This window comes from Streptomyces koelreuteriae, from assembly GCF_018604545.1.
Classification (GTDB): Bacteria; Actinomycetota; Actinomycetes; order Streptomycetales; family Streptomycetaceae; genus Streptomyces; species Streptomyces koelreuteriae.
The window spans coordinates 1,136,176-1,151,019 of the sequence record NZ_CP075896.1; the positions used below are offsets into that span (position 1 = coordinate 1,136,176).

Annotated in this window: 11 protein-coding genes; all 11 read right to left on the bottom strand. The window is 71.6% G+C overall.

Translation table 11 applies throughout. The annotated features are described in order from the left end of the window. The 11 genes from KJK29_RS05035 to KJK29_RS05085 all read right to left on the bottom strand — a co-directional run bounded on the left by KJK29_RS05035 (position 1) and on the right by KJK29_RS05085 (position 14,786). Entirely contained in the window at positions 1–921 is a 921-nt protein-coding gene (locus KJK29_RS05035; RefSeq protein ID WP_215117491.1) for a TatD family hydrolase, read from the bottom strand. Further along, positions 921–1,673 carry an EboA domain-containing protein gene (locus KJK29_RS05040; RefSeq protein ID WP_215117492.1) on the bottom strand — a complete coding sequence of 251 codons (753 nt, stop codon included), beginning with the start codon at positions 1,671–1,673 and terminating at the stop codon, positions 921–923. Before KJK29_RS05040 ends, KJK29_RS05035 begins: the two co-directional genes overlap by 1 nt. Next, positions 1,670–2,617 (bottom strand): sugar phosphate isomerase/epimerase family protein, encoded by a 948-nt coding sequence (locus tag KJK29_RS05045; protein ID WP_215124153.1) that lies wholly within the window; start codon positions 2,615–2,617, stop codon positions 1,670–1,672. Before KJK29_RS05045 ends, KJK29_RS05040 begins: the two co-directional genes overlap by 4 nt. A 71-nt stretch (positions 2,618–2,688) precedes the next feature. Then, on the bottom strand, positions 2,689–3,765 hold the full coding sequence (locus KJK29_RS05050; RefSeq protein ID WP_215117493.1) for an SCO3242 family prenyltransferase: 1,077 nt from the start codon (positions 3,763–3,765) through the stop codon (positions 2,689–2,691). After that, on the bottom strand, positions 3,762–4,952 hold the full coding sequence (locus KJK29_RS05055) for an inositol-3-phosphate synthase (RefSeq protein ID WP_215117494.1): 1,191 nt from the start codon (positions 4,950–4,952) through the stop codon (positions 3,762–3,764). Before KJK29_RS05055 ends, KJK29_RS05050 begins: the two co-directional genes overlap by 4 nt. Positions 4,953–5,034: 82 nt before the next feature. After that, the gene (locus KJK29_RS05060; RefSeq protein ID WP_215117495.1) at positions 5,035–8,775 is read right to left on the bottom strand and encodes a ThuA domain-containing protein; all 3,741 of its coding nucleotides are present in this window, start codon (positions 8,773–8,775) and stop codon (positions 5,035–5,037) included. Between the two features lie 126 nt (positions 8,776–8,901). Next, positions 8,902–9,900 (bottom strand): sugar phosphate isomerase/epimerase family protein, encoded by a 999-nt coding sequence (locus tag KJK29_RS05065; protein WP_215117496.1) that lies wholly within the window; start codon positions 9,898–9,900, stop codon positions 8,902–8,904. A gap of 15 nt (positions 9,901–9,915) precedes the next feature. Next, positions 9,916–11,130, bottom strand: coding sequence for a Gfo/Idh/MocA family protein (locus KJK29_RS05070; RefSeq protein WP_215117497.1), 1,215 nt, complete (start codon positions 11,128–11,130; stop codon positions 9,916–9,918). A gap of 61 nt (positions 11,131–11,191) precedes the next feature. Continuing rightward, positions 11,192–12,238 (bottom strand): substrate-binding domain-containing protein, encoded by a 1,047-nt coding sequence (locus KJK29_RS05075; RefSeq protein ID WP_215117498.1) that lies wholly within the window; start codon positions 12,236–12,238, stop codon positions 11,192–11,194. Positions 12,239–12,255: 17 nt separating this feature from the next. After that, positions 12,256–13,272, bottom strand: a complete 1,017-nt coding sequence (locus tag KJK29_RS05080) for an ABC transporter permease (RefSeq protein ID WP_215117499.1) — start codon at positions 13,270–13,272, stop codon at positions 12,256–12,258. After that, entirely contained in the window at positions 13,269–14,786 is a 1,518-nt protein-coding gene (locus tag KJK29_RS05085; RefSeq protein WP_215117500.1) for a sugar ABC transporter ATP-binding protein, read from the bottom strand. The genes KJK29_RS05080 and KJK29_RS05085 overlap by 4 nt, the downstream gene beginning before the upstream one ends. Positions 14,787–14,844 lie beyond the last annotated feature (58 nt).

Here is a 14,844-nt window from a genome sequence, read left to right on the forward strand (position 1 = left end):
TCACGCCTCCGCGACGGGGACGCGGGCCGGCTCGTCGCCGCCTCCCGGGCCGGGATCCGGCTCGTGCGGATCCTTCGGGGCGCCACGGAGGATGGAGTTGCCCTCATGGGTGGGCTCCGTGCCGGCGACGTCGAGGTTCAGACGGCCGCTCAGCCCGTAGAAGGCGACGGGGTTGCGCCACAGCACCCGGTCGACGTCGTCCTCGGTGAAGCCCTCGGCCAGCATCAGGTCGCCGACCTTGCGGGTCTTGAGGGGGTCGCTCTTTCCCCAGTCGGCGGCGGAGTTCACCAGGACCTGCTCGGTGCCGTAGGCGCGCAGGATCGCGATCATCCGTTCCTCGTCCATCTTGGTGTCCGGATAGACGGAGAAGCCCAGCCAGCAGCCGCTGTCCTTGGCCTCCTTGACGGTGGTCTCGTTGAGGTGGTCGACCAGGACGCGCTCGGGGGGCAGGGCGGACTCCCGGACGGCGTCGAGGGTGCGGCGCAGTCCGGCGAGCTTGTCGCGGTGCGGGGTGTGGACCAGGGCGGGCAGGCCGTGGTCGGCGGCGAGCTGGAGCTGCGTGGCGAGGGCGGTGTCCTCGGCGGGGGTCATCGAGTCATAGCCGATCTCGCCGACGGCCACGACGTTGTCCTTGACGAGATACCGGGGCAGTTCGTCGAGGACGGGCGCGCAGCGCGGGTCGTTCGCCTCCTTGGGGTTGAGGGCGATCGTGCAGTGGTGCGCGATGCCGTACTGGGCGGCGCGGAAAGGCTCCCAGCCGAGCAGGGCGTCGAAGTAGTCGCGGAAGGAGGCGGGCGAGGTGCGGGGCTGGCCGAGCCAGAAGGAGGGCTCGACGACGGCGCGGACGCCCGCGGCGTACATGGCCTCGTAGTCGTCGGTGGTCCGGGAGGTCATGTGGATGTGGGGGTCGAAGATGCGCATCAGGACTCCTTGCCGTGGGGGTGGTCCGTGCCGGGGGCCGGGGTCACGGACTCGGTCAGGTCCAGGACGCGATACAGGTCCTCGGGGACGGTGCGGCCGGCGGCGGTGCGCTCGGCGGCGTAGTCGCCCAGCATGCGGGCGAGTTCGCCGTCGCCGTGGGCGCGCCGGGGCAGGTCGGCCACGTGCTCGACGGGCACGCCGGTGAACAGGCACTTCAGCACGGCGTGGCGCCAGTCGTGCGCGGCCAGGTGCCGGGCGGCGTACGGACCGACGGCGGCGGTGAGGAGCCGGGTGTCGTTGGTGCGCAGGGCATCCTCGACGAGCGGGAGGGCGCCGGGGCCGGACACGAGGTGGGGCAGGGCGTGCAGGACGGCGCGGCGCTCGTCGGCGGTGCCCTGGAAGTACACCCGGGTCAGGGCGTCGGTACCGGCGCGGGCCGCGTGGAGGACGAGCACCCGGGCGGCGTCGGCGTGCTCGGCACCGCAGCGGCGGCCGGCCTCGGCGAGACGCAGCTCCCAGGGGGAAATGGGGCCGTGGATGCCGGGGTGGGCGGCGGCCTCGTCGAGGGCGTGCTCGAGCCAGGTGCGGGCGTCGGGGTCGAGTCGGGTGATGAGGCCGCTGTGGAGATCGGCAAGTGACGGGAGGGTGGTGAGGGCGGTGCCGGGGGTGGATCGGCCGGTGTGGGTTCTGGTGCTCGGGGCGTCCTGGGTGCTCTCGGTTCTCGCCGCGGGCGTGGCGCGGGGGTGGGTCATCTGCTGCTCCCTTCAGGGGTGGCGGAGGGAGCGCCGTGGGGTGGCGCGGCCTGCTGGAGGGCCGGAGCGGGGTGGGGCGACGCGGTGGCCGCGACCTGCTCGGCGTGGCGGAGGAACGGGAGGGAGTGGGCGGCGAAGTGCGGCCCGGCATGGGAGTGGCGGGGCAGCTCGACGACGGTCAGGCCCTGGTAGCCGGTGGCGGCGAGGGCCGCCAGGAGCGGCGGGAAGTCGATCTCCCCGTCCCCGAAGGGGAGGTGCTCGTGGACGCCGCGCCGCATGTCCTCGATCTGGACGTGGCGCAGCCAGGGGGCGGCGGCGCGCACGCAGTCGGCGGGAGAGAGGGGTTCGAGGCACTGGCAGTGGCCGAGATCGAGCGTGAGACCGAGCGGCTCGGGGTCGCCGAGTATGCGGCGAAGGTGGTGGAAGTCGGCCAGGGTGGCGAGGAGGTGGCCTGGTTCGGGTTCGACGGCGAGCGGGATGCCTGCGGAGGCGGCTGCGTCCAGGACGGGCGTGAGGGTGTCTGCGAGACGCTTCCACGCGGTGTCCGGGTCGGTGCCCTCCGGGAGGACGCCGCTGAAGCAGTGGACCGCGTGGGCGCCGAGGTCTGCGGCGACCCGCACGGCAGCGACGAGGAGGTCGGCCCGGCGCGCCCGGTCGCCGGGGTCCGGGTCCAGGAGGGAGGGGCCGTGCTTGCGGCGCGGGTCGAGCACATAGCGGGCGCCCGTCTCCACCGTGACACCCAGGCCGAGCGCGTCCAGCCGCCGGGCGACCCGTCGGGTGCGGGCGGCGAGGTCGGGGGCGAGGGGGTCGAGGTGCATGTGGTCGAGGGTCAGCCCGACGCCGTCGTAGCCGAGATCGGCGAGGAGGGAGAGCGCGTCGTCGAGCCGGAGGTCGGCCAGACCGTTGGTGCCGTAGCCGAAGCGGAGGGGCTGGAGGGGTTGCAGAGGCTTACGGGATTGGGGCGGCTGAGAGGGGTGGAGCGGCTGGTGGGGGTCGAGAGGAGAGTTCTCCGGAGTCACGTCACACTCACCTTCTTCGCGAACCTCGCTCCCAGCGGGGCCAGGGCCGCGATGAGGAGGGCCGTGGCCGTGCCCTTGGAGCGGGCGGTCAGGGTGGCCTGAAGGGGGATCGTGGCGCGGACGCCGGCGCCGACGGCCCGTTGGGTGAGGGGAGGTGAGGGGTTGAGCGTGGCGTGGAAGTAGGGGCGGGCGGTGGCCGCGACGTAGGCGGCCGCGAGCGCGGTGGTGACCGCCATGCCGCTCTCCTGCCGCGGCCTCGCGGGACTGAGGTGTGCCGCGGGCTTCCGGCCGAGCACAGGTCCTGGAGGCCGAGTCGCTCCTGGCCCGAGAGGACCAAGAGCGGTTGTCCCCCGGCGCTCCGAAGGGCGGTGCGTCACCACACGGGTCAGCAAGGCGGTCGTCACGAGGGCCGCCAAGGGGGCCAGAGGCGTACCGCCCTGGGCTTCCTGGCGGGAGACCGTCGTGACGGCCAGTGTGTGGGTGCCGAGGAGGGCCGCTGAGGGGAGTGCGGGTCGGGTGCGGCCGGTCGTCGCGGCGGCTCCCAGGAGCAGGTCGAGTCCACGCGCCGCGGCCATGGCGACGGGGCCCGCGGGGGTGTGCTTCAGGCCGAGGTCGTACGCCCAGACGGTTGCCGCGAGGGGCGCGGCGACGGCCAGGGCGGGGCGGCCGGCGCGGGAGGCCAGGGCCAGTCCGGCGCCGGTGAGGGCGCAGGCCGCCGTGAGCGCGGCGGCCGGGCTGATGCGGCCGGAGGGAAGGGGGCGGTGTGGGCGTTCGACGGCGTCGATGGCGCGGTCCGCCCAGTCGTTGAGGGCCATGCCGGCCTCGTAGAGACAGAGGGAGGAGCCGATGGCGAGCAGGGTGCGGGCGTTGGGTGCCGCGCCGGTCGCGGCCGTGCCGGCCAAGGCGTCGCCCGGGACGCTGAACAGGGCGGGCAGACGGAGGAGTTCGGCCCAGGCGCGTCCGCGCGGTGACCGGCCGGTGCAGGTGCAGGGGGCCGTGTCGCCGGTGCCGGATCGAGGAGCGGCTGTGGACGAGCCCGCAGAGCATCCGCAAGAGCTGTCGCGAGGCGTCACAGGGCATCCCCCGCGTCGTCACGGCGCTCCTCCGCCGACCCCACATCCCGCCGGTCCTCTGCACCGGTCCGCCCCAGGCTCCGGCCGAACCGGACCAGTTCCTCGTACTGCTCGGCGAGGCCTGACGGCCCCTCCCCCACGGGGTCCTTGAAGTAGAAGCCGAGGGCGTCGAGCGGACCGGACAGGCCGGTCTCGTGGGCTCGGAGGGTCAGCCGGGCCAGGTCCAGGACCAGGGGTGCGGCGAGCGCCGAGTCGCAGCCCTGCCAGATGGTCTGGAGGATCATGCGGGTGCCGAGGAAGCCGTCGAAGGCGATGTGGTCCCAGGCGGTCTTCCAGTCGCCGAGGGCCGGGACGTCGTCGATGTGGACCTCGCCCTCGGGGACGGTGCCGAGGGTGTCGGCGAGGACGCGTTCCTTGCCGGCGTTCTTCGCCGCGGCGGCGGCCGGGTCGGCGAGGGCGGCGCCGTCGCCGCCGCCGAGCAGGTTCGTGCCGGACCAGGCCCGGACCCTCAGGGCCCGTTGCGCGAACATCGGGCCCAGCACGGCCCGCAGCAGGGTCTGGCCGGTCTTGCCGTCCCGGCCGGCGTACGGCAGGCCGCTTCGCTCGGACTCGCGGGCGGCGGTGGGGTGGTGGATGCCTTCGGAGGGGGTGAAGTTGACGTACGGGCAGCCGGCGCGCAGGGCCGCCAGGGCGTACAGGGTGCTGGCGGGGAGAGGGGCGTCGGGTCCCTGGGACGCGGGTTCGGTGGAGGCGACGTTCACCACCACGGTCCGCTCCAGGGCGTGGCGGTGCGCGAAGTCGCTTATGTCGGCGGCGAAGGCCGTGATCAGTTCGGCCTCGCTCCTGGTGTCCCCCGGGGTGGGGCCACCGGGCCTGATCTCCCGGTCGGCGGCGGCGAGGTCGGCGGCGACGGCGGTGGCGACGCCCGGTGGGAGGACGCCGCCGGCGGTCAGGGTCTCGGCGTGTTTGGGGAGGGGGCAGTCGAGGGTGTCGTGGCCGCCGAAGACCAGGTCGGAGAGCGCGGGCAGGGCGCTGTCGGTGAACGCCGGGGTCTCGGTGACCATGCCGGTGGGCGGGTGCAGTCCGGCGGTGATGGCGGCGCACCCCGTGACGACGGTGGTGGCGACGGAGCCTCGGGCTCCGATCAGCCACACCCCCACACGCGGTCGGGAGAGGGACGCGGACATGGGCAGCCTCCTGGTCGTGCGCGAACCCGAGGGGGGAAGGGAGACGGCGGGCGGGGGTCCGGCGTCCCCCGCCCGCCGCCGTTCAGTCGCCCTTGACGGGCAGTTCCTTCAACTGGATGTTGCGGAAGGAGACCTGGTCGTCGGCGCCATGGTTCTGGAGGCCGATGTAGCCGTCGGTCAGGCTCCGCTGGGGGTCCTTGTTGGTGAAGTCGTTGATCTTGACTCCGTTGAGGAACACCTGGAGGCGTTCGCCCTGGACCTTGATCTCGTAGGAGTTCCACTGGCCGGGCGGCCGCAGAACCTGGTCACGGGCCTTGATGTTGGCCGACTTGAACGAGTAGACGGAGCCCGTGGTGCGGTCGGCCGCGTCCGTGGCGTCGATCTGGATCTCGTAGCCCTTGTTCACGGCGGACCAGGGGTCGTCGGAGGCGGGGAAGCCCACGAAGATCCCGGAGTTGTCGTCGCCCCGCATCTTCCAGTCGAGCTTGAGGGAGTACGACTTCAGCTCCTTGGCCTGGTACCAGAGCAGGCCCATGCCTCCCTCGGACTCCATCACGCCGTCCTTGACGGCGAACTTGCCGGGGCCGGCCTGCTTCCAGCCGTCCAGGGTCCGGCCGTTGAAGATCTTCCGGTGGTCCTTGCTCGGCTTGCAGTCCGCCTTGACCTGGCCGGTGGCGTACTGGAGGCCGCCGAGCAGGTGGGCGCGGAAGGCCTCCTCGGCGTAGGACTCCTTGGTGTGTCCGCCGCCGGTGTAGAAGGACCGGCCGCCGCCGTAGCTCTGGCACCAGGCGATCGGGTGGTCGCCCTTCATGTTCCCGCCCTGGTAGGTGGTCTCGTCCAGGGTGGCGAGGACCTTGGCCTGCTCACGGGGGTTGGTGCGGTAGTTGTACCACTCGTCGGTGCGCTCCCAGGCCTCGCCCAGATGCCCGGTGGACGGGTGGTCGTGGTCCTCGACGCGGACGGTGGCCTTCTGGATGGCCGGGTGCGAGTCGAAGTAGGCGCCGACGAGGCCGCCGTAGAAGGCCCAGTCGTACTCGGTGTCGGCCGCGGCGTGGATGCCCAGGTAACCGCCGCCGCCCGCCACGTAGTCCTCGAAGGCCTTCTGCTGCTCGGCGTTGAGGACATCACCCGTGGTGGACAGGAAGGCCACCGCGTCGTACTTGGCGAGGTTGGTCGTGGTGAACTGGCGGGCCTCCTCGGTCGCGTCGACCGTGATGCCGGCCGGGCCGCCGAGCTCCTTCAGGGCGGTGATGCCGGCCGGGATGGAGTCGTGCCGGAAGCCGGCGGTCTTGGAGAAGACCAGGACCTTCTTGCCGCCCTTGAACGGCTTGGTGGAGAACTCGAAGTCGTCCACGTCGAACAGCGCGCCCGCGCCGCCCTTGAAGACCAGGTAGATGTCCGTGGTCTTCTTCGGCAGGGACCGCAGCGGCACGTCGACGTTCTGGAAGGTCTCCCAGCCGCCGGTCGGCGGGATGTAGGCCGAGCCGTGCAGCTTGCCGTCGGGCGAGCCGGTGCGCAGTTCGATGAAGCCGCCCGCGCCGCCGGAGGAGGCCCGCACGGTCATCTTCTTCTGGCCGTCGAACCGGTAGGGGGTGAAGGAGATCCAGTCGCCGTCGTCGATGTTGCCGACGGTCTTGCCGCCGTTGGCGCCGGTCTTGTCGATCACCGTGACGCCCGACTGGGTGCCGAAGTGCTCGCCCTGGCGGTGCAGCGGCTGGAGCACGGCGCGGGCGGTGCCGGTCAGGGTCTCCTGGCCGTTCGCCCCGCCGTCGGTGTAACTGGCGCCGACGACACCGTAGATGTTGGCGTTGGGGTCGTGGCCGCCGTCACCGGGGGGCGGCTTCAGGGTGCCCTCGCAGCCCATCTCGCTGGTCAGCTCGTGGGCGTGGGAGTCGTGGCCGAGGCTGTAAGCGACCTTGACCTTGGAGCAGTCGACCGTCTCCTCGGGGTCGGTGACGGTCACCTTGAAGGGGACGGGCTTGCCGAACTCGGCCAGGGCGCCGTTGCCCGGGATGTCGATCCGCACCGTGGGCTCGGTGTTGCCGACGACGATCCGGGTGCTGGCGTTGCCGGTGTTGCCCTCGGCGTCCTTGGCGGTGAAGGTGGCGGTGTAGGTGCCGACCTTCTTGTACTTGTGGGTGGGGTTGAGGCCCTCGCCCTTGGTGCCGTCGCCGAAGTCCCAGGCGTAGGTGAGGTCCGGGGAGTCGGCGTCCTTGGCGGAACCGGTGAACTTGACCTTCAGGCCGGCCGCTCCGGACGTCTTGTCGGCGCTGACCTCGGCGATCGGGGAGAAGCCGTCCTCGGCGTTCTCGATCCGGTACAGCGCGGAGTGCTCGTCGCCCTGGAACCAGGAGACGCCGTAGTCGAGGACGTAGAGCGCGCCGTCGGGGCCGAACTCCATGTCCATGATCTGGGTGCCGGTCCACGGGAAGTCGTTGATCTTCGCGACGGCGCCCTCGGCCGTCTGCTCGATCCGCTTGATCCAGCGGCGGCCGAACTCACCCGCGAAGAAGTCACCGTCGTAGGCCTCGGGGAACTTCACCTTGGAGTCGAGGTCGGGGTCGTAGCGGTAGACCGGGCCCGCCATGGGGGACTCGGATCCGGTGCCGAACTCGGGCACGGAGCCGCCGTCGTAGGGGATCCAGGCGGCCTGCGCGGGCGGCAGGTCGGTGAGGCCCGTGTTGTACGGCGAGGAGTTCTTGGGGGCGGCGCAGTCGAACTTCTCGCCGGACTCCTTGGTGGCGAAGTCGTAGTCGAGGTAGGCGTCGTTGTTGCCGGTGCAGAACGGCCAGCCGAAGTTGGCGGCCTTCGTCACCTTGGCGAACTCGACCTGTCCCGCCGGGCCCCGCTTCGGGTCGGCGGCGCCCGCGTCGGGGCCGTAGTCGCCGACGTAGACGATGCCGGTCTTGTCGTCGACGCTCATCCGGAACGGGTTGCGGAAGCCCATCGCGTAGATCTCGGGACGGGTCTTGTCCGTGCCCGGGGCGAAGAGGTTGCCGTCCGGGACGGTGTACGAGCCGTCCTCGGCGACCTTGATCCGCAGGATCTTGCCGCGCAGGTCGTTGGTGTTGGCGGAGCTGCGGCGGGCGTCGAAGGCGGGGTTGCGGCCCTCGCGGTCGTCGATGGGCGTGTAGCCGTCGGAGGCGAAGGGGTTGGAGTCGTCGCCGGTCGACAGATAGAGGTTGCCGGCCGCGTCGAAGTCGATGTCGCCGCCGACGTGGCAGCAGATGCCGCGGGAGGCCGCGACGTCGATGACCTTCTTCTCGCTGGCCGCATTCAGCGTGCCGTTGGCGTTCAGGGTGAAGCGGGAGAGGCGGTTGACGCCGTCGAACTTCTTGAAGTCGTCGGCGGTGCCGGTCTCCGGGGCGTCGCCCGCGGGGGTGTCGAGCGGCGGGGCGTAGTAGAGGTAGATCGCCCGGTTGTTCTTGAAGTCCGGGTCGATGCCGACGCCCTGGAGGCCCTCCTCGTCGTGGCTGTAGACGTCGAGCTTGCCGGCGATCTTGGTGACGCCGCCCTGGTCGGTGAGGCGCAGTGTGCCGTCGCGCGAGGTGTGCAGGACGCTGCGGTCCGGGAGCACGGCGAGCGACATCGGCTCGCCCATCTCGGGTTCGCCCTTGGCGAGCGGCACCTGCTGGAACTGCCCCTCGGCGGCTGCCGGATCGTCGTGTTCCGGGTGCCCGGGGTGGGCGCCGGCGACGGTGGCGGGGGTGCCCACGGCCAGGAGCAGGCCGGTGAACAGGGCGACGGTGGCGCGAAGCCCAGAACGCCTGGGATGCCTGGAATACCTGGGGGTGCGGGTGCTTCTGAGTCTGGTTCTGTGCACGAAGTCCCTCCGGGAACGGGGTGGGCCGTACGGGGTGGGTGCGTAGACGTGCGGTGCGTAGACGTGCGGTGCGTGGACGTGCGGTGCGGGCGCCGGGGTGCGCCGTCACCCCGGAGGTGTCCTGGTTCAGCTGTTGAACGCCGCGTCGAAGGACGCGCTCGGTGGGTCGAAGTCGAAGGCCTTCAGCCGGGTCAGCGCCTCGGGCGCCCCCTGGAGCCGGTCCATGCCGGCGTCCTCCCACTCGACCGAGACCGGGCCCTGGTAGTCGATGGAGCGCAGCATCCGGAAGACGTCCTCCCACGGGACGTCGCCGTGCCCGGCGGAGACGAAGTCCCAGCCGCGCCGCGGGTCGCCCCAGGGCAGATGGGAGCCGAGCCGGCCGTTGCGTCCGTCGAGGCGCTTGCGGGCCTCCTTGCAGTCGACGTGGTAGATCCGGTCGCGGAAGTCCCAGAGGAAGCCGACCGGGTCGAGGTCCTGCCACACGAAGTGCGAGGGGTCGAAGTTGAGGCCGAAGGCGGGGCGACGACCGACCGCCTCCAGCGCGCGGGCCGTCGTCCAGTAGTCGTAGGCGATCTCGCTGGGGTGCACCTCATGGGCGAACCGCACGCCCTCGGCGTCGAAGACGTCCAGGATCGGGTTCCAGCGGTCGGCGAAGTCCTGGTAGCCGCGTTCGATCATCGCGTCGGGGGCGGGCGGGAACATGGCGACCAGGTGCCAGATGGCGGAGCCGGTGAAGCCGATGACCGTGTCGACACCGAAGGCGGCCGCGGCGCGCGCGGTGTCCTTCATGCGGTCGGCGGCCCGCTGCCGTACGCCTTCCGGGTCTCCGTCGCCCCACACCGCGTCCGGCACGATGGCCTGGTGGCGTTCGTCGATGATGGCGTCGCAGACGGCCTGGCCGACGAGGTGGTTGGAGACGGCCCAGCACTTGAGGCCGTACTTGTCGAGCAGGGCCCGGCGGCCGTCGAGATACCCCGGGTCGGAGAGCGCCTTGTCGACTTCGAAGTGGTCGCCCCAGCAGGCGAGTTCGAGGCCGTCGTAGCCGAAGTCGCGGGCGAGCCGGCAGACCTCCTCCAGGGGCAGGTCCGCCCACTGGCCGGTGAACAGCGTGAACGTACGCGGCATTGCGCGTCAGCCTCCTCAGACCGCGATCGGGGTGTAGACGGAGTTCTTCTCGGCGCTCTCCTCGACCGCCGCGAGCACGCGCTGCACCTGCAGCCCGTCGGCGAAGGAGGGTTCGGGGCGGCGGCCCTCGGCGACGGCGTGGACCAGGTCGCGGGCCTGGTGGACGAAGGTGTGCTCGTAGCCGAGGCCGTGGCCCGGCGGCCACCAGGCATCCAGGTAGGGGTGGTCGGGTTCGGTGACGAGGATCCGGCGGAAGCCGGCCTCGGCGCCCGGCTCGGTGCCGTCGTGGAACGACAGTTCGTTCAGCCGCTCCAGGTCGAAGGCGAGCGAGCCGCGCTCCCCGTTGAGCTCGATGCGCAGGGCGTTCTTGCGGCCGGTGGCGTAGCGGGTGGCCTCGAAGGAGGCGAGGGCGCCGGAGGGGAAGCGGGCCGTGAACAGGGCGGCGTCGTCCACGGTGACCTGGCCGGTGCCGGCCGAGGAGACCGCGGCCAGCCCGCTGGTGGCGCCGGTGGGCAGCGGCCGCTCCCGTACGAAGGTCTCCGTCAGCGCGGAGACGCCCGCCAGCCGCTCCCCCGTCAGATACTGCGCGAGGTCGATGATGTGCGCGCCCAGGTCGCCGAGCGAGCCCGAGCCGGCCTGCTCCCTGCGCAGCCGCCAGGTCAGCGGGAAGTCCGGGTCGACGAGCCAGTCCTGGAGGTACGACACGCGCACGTGCCGCAGCCTGCCCAGGCGGCCCTCGACGACCATCCGGCGGGCCAGGGCGGTGGCCGGCACCCGGCGGTAGTTGAAGCCGACCATCGCCACCTGGCCCCGTGCCTGCGCCTCCTCGGCCGCGCGTTCCATCGACGCGGCCTCCTCGACGGTGTTGGCGAGGGGCTTCTCGCACAGGACGTGCTTGCCGGCGGCCAGGGCGGCGAGGGCGATCTCGGCGTGACTGTCGCCGGGGGTGCAGATGTCGACGAGGTCGATGTCGTCCCGTTCGACGAGGGCACGCCAGTCGGTCTCGACGGACGCCCAGCCGTGCCGGTCCGCCGCCGCCCGCGCGGCGGTGGCGTCCCGGCCGCAGATCGCGGCCCGCACCGGGTTCAGCGGCAGGTCGAAGACGCGGCCCGCGGTGCGCCAGCCCTGGGAGTGGGCGGCGCCCATGAAGGCGTAGCCCACCATCCCCACGCGCAGGGGTGGCTTGCCTGCCTCCTCGGTCCCTTCTGACTGCTGCTGCGGCTGTCCCATGTGGGAGTCCTCCTCGTCCTGGTCGGGGTCGCGCACGTGGGGGGTGCGGGGGCGGAACCGGTCACTGGAAGCCGGTGGGCATGTACTGGTCGACGTTCGTCTTGTCGACGACGGCCGAGTAGAGCGTGATCGACGCGGGGATCTCGAACTCGGCCATGCCGCCGACGCCCTTGCCCTGGCCGAGGGCGCGGGCGAGGTCGATCGCGGAGGCGGCCATGGTCGGCGGGTAGAGCACCGTCGCCTTGAGCACACCGTCGTCCTGCTTGATGGCCTGGAAGGCGGAGAGCGCTCCGGCCCCGCCGACCATCAGGAAGTCGTCGCGCCCGGCCTGCTCGATGGCGCGCAGCGCGCCCACGCCCTGGTCGTCGTCGTGGTTCCACAGCGCGTCGAACTTCGACTGGGCCTGGAGCAGCTGCGCCATCTTGGCCTGCCCGGACTCGACGGTGAACTCGGCGGCCTGGCGGGCGACCTTCTTGATGTTGGGGTAGTTCTTCAGGGCGTCGTCGAAGCCCTTGGTGCGCTGCTTGGTCAGCTCCAGGTTGTCCAGGCCCGCCAGTTCGATGACGCGGGCGCCGGACTTGCCCTTGAGCTTCTCGCCGATGTAGTGCCCGGCGTTGAGGCCCATGCCGTAGTTGTCGCCGCCGATCCAGCAGCGGTAGGCCTGCGGGGTGTTGAAGATCCGGTCGAGGTTGACGACCGGGATGCCCGCGCGCATCGCCTTCAGCCCGACCTGGGTGAGGGCCTTGCCGTCGGCGGGCAGCACCACCAGGACGTCGACCTTCTTGTTGATGAGGGTCTCGATCTGGCCGATCTGCTGGGCGGTGTCGTTGGAGCCCTCGGTGATCTCCAGGGTGACGTCCGCGTACTTCTCGGCCCGCTCCTTGGCGTTGTCGTTGATGGCGTTGAGCCAGCCGTGGTCGGCCTGCGGTCCGGCGAAGCCGATGGTGACCTTCTTGCCCGGCTTGTCGTCGGCGGCGGGCTGGTCGTTCCCGGCCGGCTCGTCCTTGGAGCCGGAGGGCTCGTTGCTCGTGCAACCCGTGATGAGGGCACCGGCGGAGACGGCGGCGGCCCCGAAGAGCAGTCCTCTGCGGCTCGTGATCTCTGTCATGGCGGTGAACCCTTTCCTCAGGTCGTGCTCGCGGTACGGCGCTGGACCAGCACGGCGGCGACGATGATCGCGCCCTTGGCGATCTGCTGGACGTCGCTCTGCAGGTTGTTCAGGGCGAAGATGTTGGTGATCGTGGTGAAGATCAGGACGCCCAGGACGGAGCCGACGATGGTGCCCCGGCCGCCGCTGAGCAGGGTGCCGCCGATGATCGCGGCGGCGATGGCGTCGAGTTCGTAGAGGTTGCCGTTGGTGTTCTGGCCGGAGCCGGCCAGCACGATCAGCAGGAAGGCGGCGATGCCGCAGCACAGGCCGGACAGCAGATAGAGGTAGAGCCGCTGGCGGCGTACGTCGATGCCGGCGAGCCGGGCGGCCTCCGGGTTGCCGCCGACGGCGACGGTGCGGCGGCCGAAGGTGGTGCGGTTGAGCACCAGCCAGCCGATGACCGTCACGACCGCGAAGACCAGGACCAGGGGCGGGATGCCGAGGACGTAGGCGTCGCGCTCGCCGAGGTCGAGGACGGAGGGCACGGTGACGATCTGGGTCTTGCCGTCGGTGATCTGCAGGGCGAGACCGCGGGCGGAGGCCAGCATGGCGAGGGTGGCGATGAACGGCACCATCGCGCCGTAGGCGATGAGCACCCCGTTGACCAGCCCGCAGCCGACCCCGACGATCATCGCCGTGAAGAGGATCCCGACGAAACCGTACTCCTGGGTGGCGACCGTCGTCGCCCACACGGAGGCGAGGGCGACGATCGCGCCGACCGACAGGTCGATGCCGCCGGAGACGATGACGAAGGTCATGCCGACGGTGACGACGCCGATCACGGAGGCCTGGGTGAGGACGAGTTGCAGGTTGCGGGTGTCGAGGAACTCGTCGGGCTTGGTGATGCCGCCGATCAGGATCAGCGCGGCGAGCACGCCGAGCAGGGAGAGGGTGCGGACGTCGGCGCGGAACAGCAGGCCGCGCCAGGCCGGGGGCTGAGCCTCGGGCACCTTGTCGGTGCTGTCCCGCGGTGGGGAGACGGGCTGCGTCATGACGCCGGGCTTCCTTCCATGACCAGGTCGAGTACGCGGTGTTCGTCGAGTTCGCGCGCGGGTGCCGTGTGGACGACACGGCCCTCGCGCAGCACCAGGACGCGATCGGCGAGGCCGAGCACCTCGGGCACCTCGCTGGAGACCAGCAGCACGGCGAGGCCTTCGTCGGCCAGCCTGCGGACCACGGCGTACAGTTCGGCGCGCGCGCCGACGTCGACGCCGCGGGTGGGTTCGTCGAGCAGCAGCACCCGGCAGCCGCGCAGCAGCCAGCGGGCCAGGACGGCCTTCTGCTGATTGCCGCCGGACAGGGTGCGCACGGGCACGGACGGGTTGTCCGGCCTGAGCGACAGCTCGCGCGTCGCGGCCCGGGCGGCACCGAGTTCGGCGCGCCGGTCGATCCAGCCGCCGCGCGAGAAGCGGGACATGGAGGAGACCGACACATTGCGGGTGACGGACTCCAGCATCAGCAGGGCCTGGGCCTTGCGTTCCTCGGGGGCGAGCCCGAGTCCGGCGCGGACGGCGGCCCGTACGCTGCCCGGCCTCAAGGGCCGTCCGTCGACGAGGACCTGACCGGACGTCGGTTTGCGAGCTCCGTAGACGGTCTCCAGGATCTCGGAGCGGCCCGAGCCGACCAGTCCGGCGAGGCCGACGATCTCGCCCGGCCGTACCTCCAGGTCGAAGGCCTCGAACTCCCCTTGCCGAGCCAGCCCTTGAATCCGGAGAACCGATTCTCCGGTCGGCGGGGAGACGGGCCGGTCGGGGAAGACGTACTCGACGTTGCGGCCCGTCATCAGCGCGACGACCTCGCGGGTCGGTGTCGACTTCGCCGGGAGCCCGTTCGCGACGGCCCGTCCGTCCTTCAGCACGGTGACCCGGTCGCCGATGCGCCGGATCTCCTCCAGCCGGTGCGAGATGTAGACGACGGCGACTCCGCCGGCGGTGAGATCACCGACGATGCGGAAGAGGTTGTCGACCTCGTCCGGGTCGAGGGCGGCGGAGGGCTCGTCCATCACGATGAGCCGCACATCGTGGGAGAGCGCCCGCGCCATGGACACGATCTGCTGCTGCGCGGCCGACAACTCCCCGACGAGACGGGCCGGATCGACCTCCGGATGCCCGAGTCGCTTGAGCAGCCGGGCGGTCGACTCGCGCGCCGTCCTCCCGCGTACGACGAACCCGGCTGTGGTCGGCTCATGCCCGAGGTGGACGTTCTCGGCGACCGACAGATGCTCCACCAGGTCGAGTTCCTGGTAGATGGTGGCGATGCCCAGGCGCATGGCGGCGATCGGCGAGCGGAGCGTGACCTCCTCACCGCGCCAGCGGATGGTGCCGGTGTCGGGTTGGTGGGCACCGGCCAAGACCTTGATGAGGGTCGACTTGCCCGCGCCGTTCTGGCCGAGCAGGCAGTGCACCTCACCGGCCTGGACGTCGAGGTCGACGCCGTCGAGCGCCCGGACTCCGGGGAACGACTTGGTGATGCCGGACATGCTGAGCAGCGGTGGTTCTGGTGCCATGCGAATTCCCCTTGGCAGGCGTGCGGGCCGGTTCAGGGCAGGGCGGAGCGGAGCGGAG

Bases quoted from the DNA above. Each gene is read 5' to 3' on its own strand.
- KJK29_RS05035 (WP_215117491.1), bottom strand. From the start codon at position 921: ATGCGCATCTTCGACCCCCACATCCACATGACCTCCCGGACCACCGAC.
- KJK29_RS05040 (WP_215117492.1), bottom strand. From the start codon at position 1,673: ATGACCCACCCCCGCGCCACGCCCGCGGCGAGAACCGAGAGCACCCAG.
- KJK29_RS05055 (WP_215117494.1), bottom strand. From the start codon at position 4,952: ATGTCCGCGTCCCTCTCCCGACCGCGTGTGGGGGTGTGGCTGATCGGA.
- KJK29_RS05065 (WP_215117496.1), bottom strand. From the start codon at position 9,900: ATGCCGCGTACGTTCACGCTGTTCACCGGCCAGTGGGCGGACCTGCCC.
- KJK29_RS05070 (WP_215117497.1), bottom strand. From the start codon at position 11,130: ATGGGACAGCCGCAGCAGCAGTCAGAAGGGACCGAGGAGGCAGGCAAG.
- KJK29_RS05075 (WP_215117498.1), bottom strand. From the start codon at position 12,238: ATGACAGAGATCACGAGCCGCAGAGGACTGCTCTTCGGGGCCGCCGCC.
- KJK29_RS05080 (WP_215117499.1), bottom strand. From the start codon at position 13,272: ATGACGCAGCCCGTCTCCCCACCGCGGGACAGCACCGACAAGGTGCCC.
- KJK29_RS05085 (WP_215117500.1), bottom strand. From the start codon at position 14,786: ATGGCACCAGAACCACCGCTGCTCAGCATGTCCGGCATCACCAAGTCG.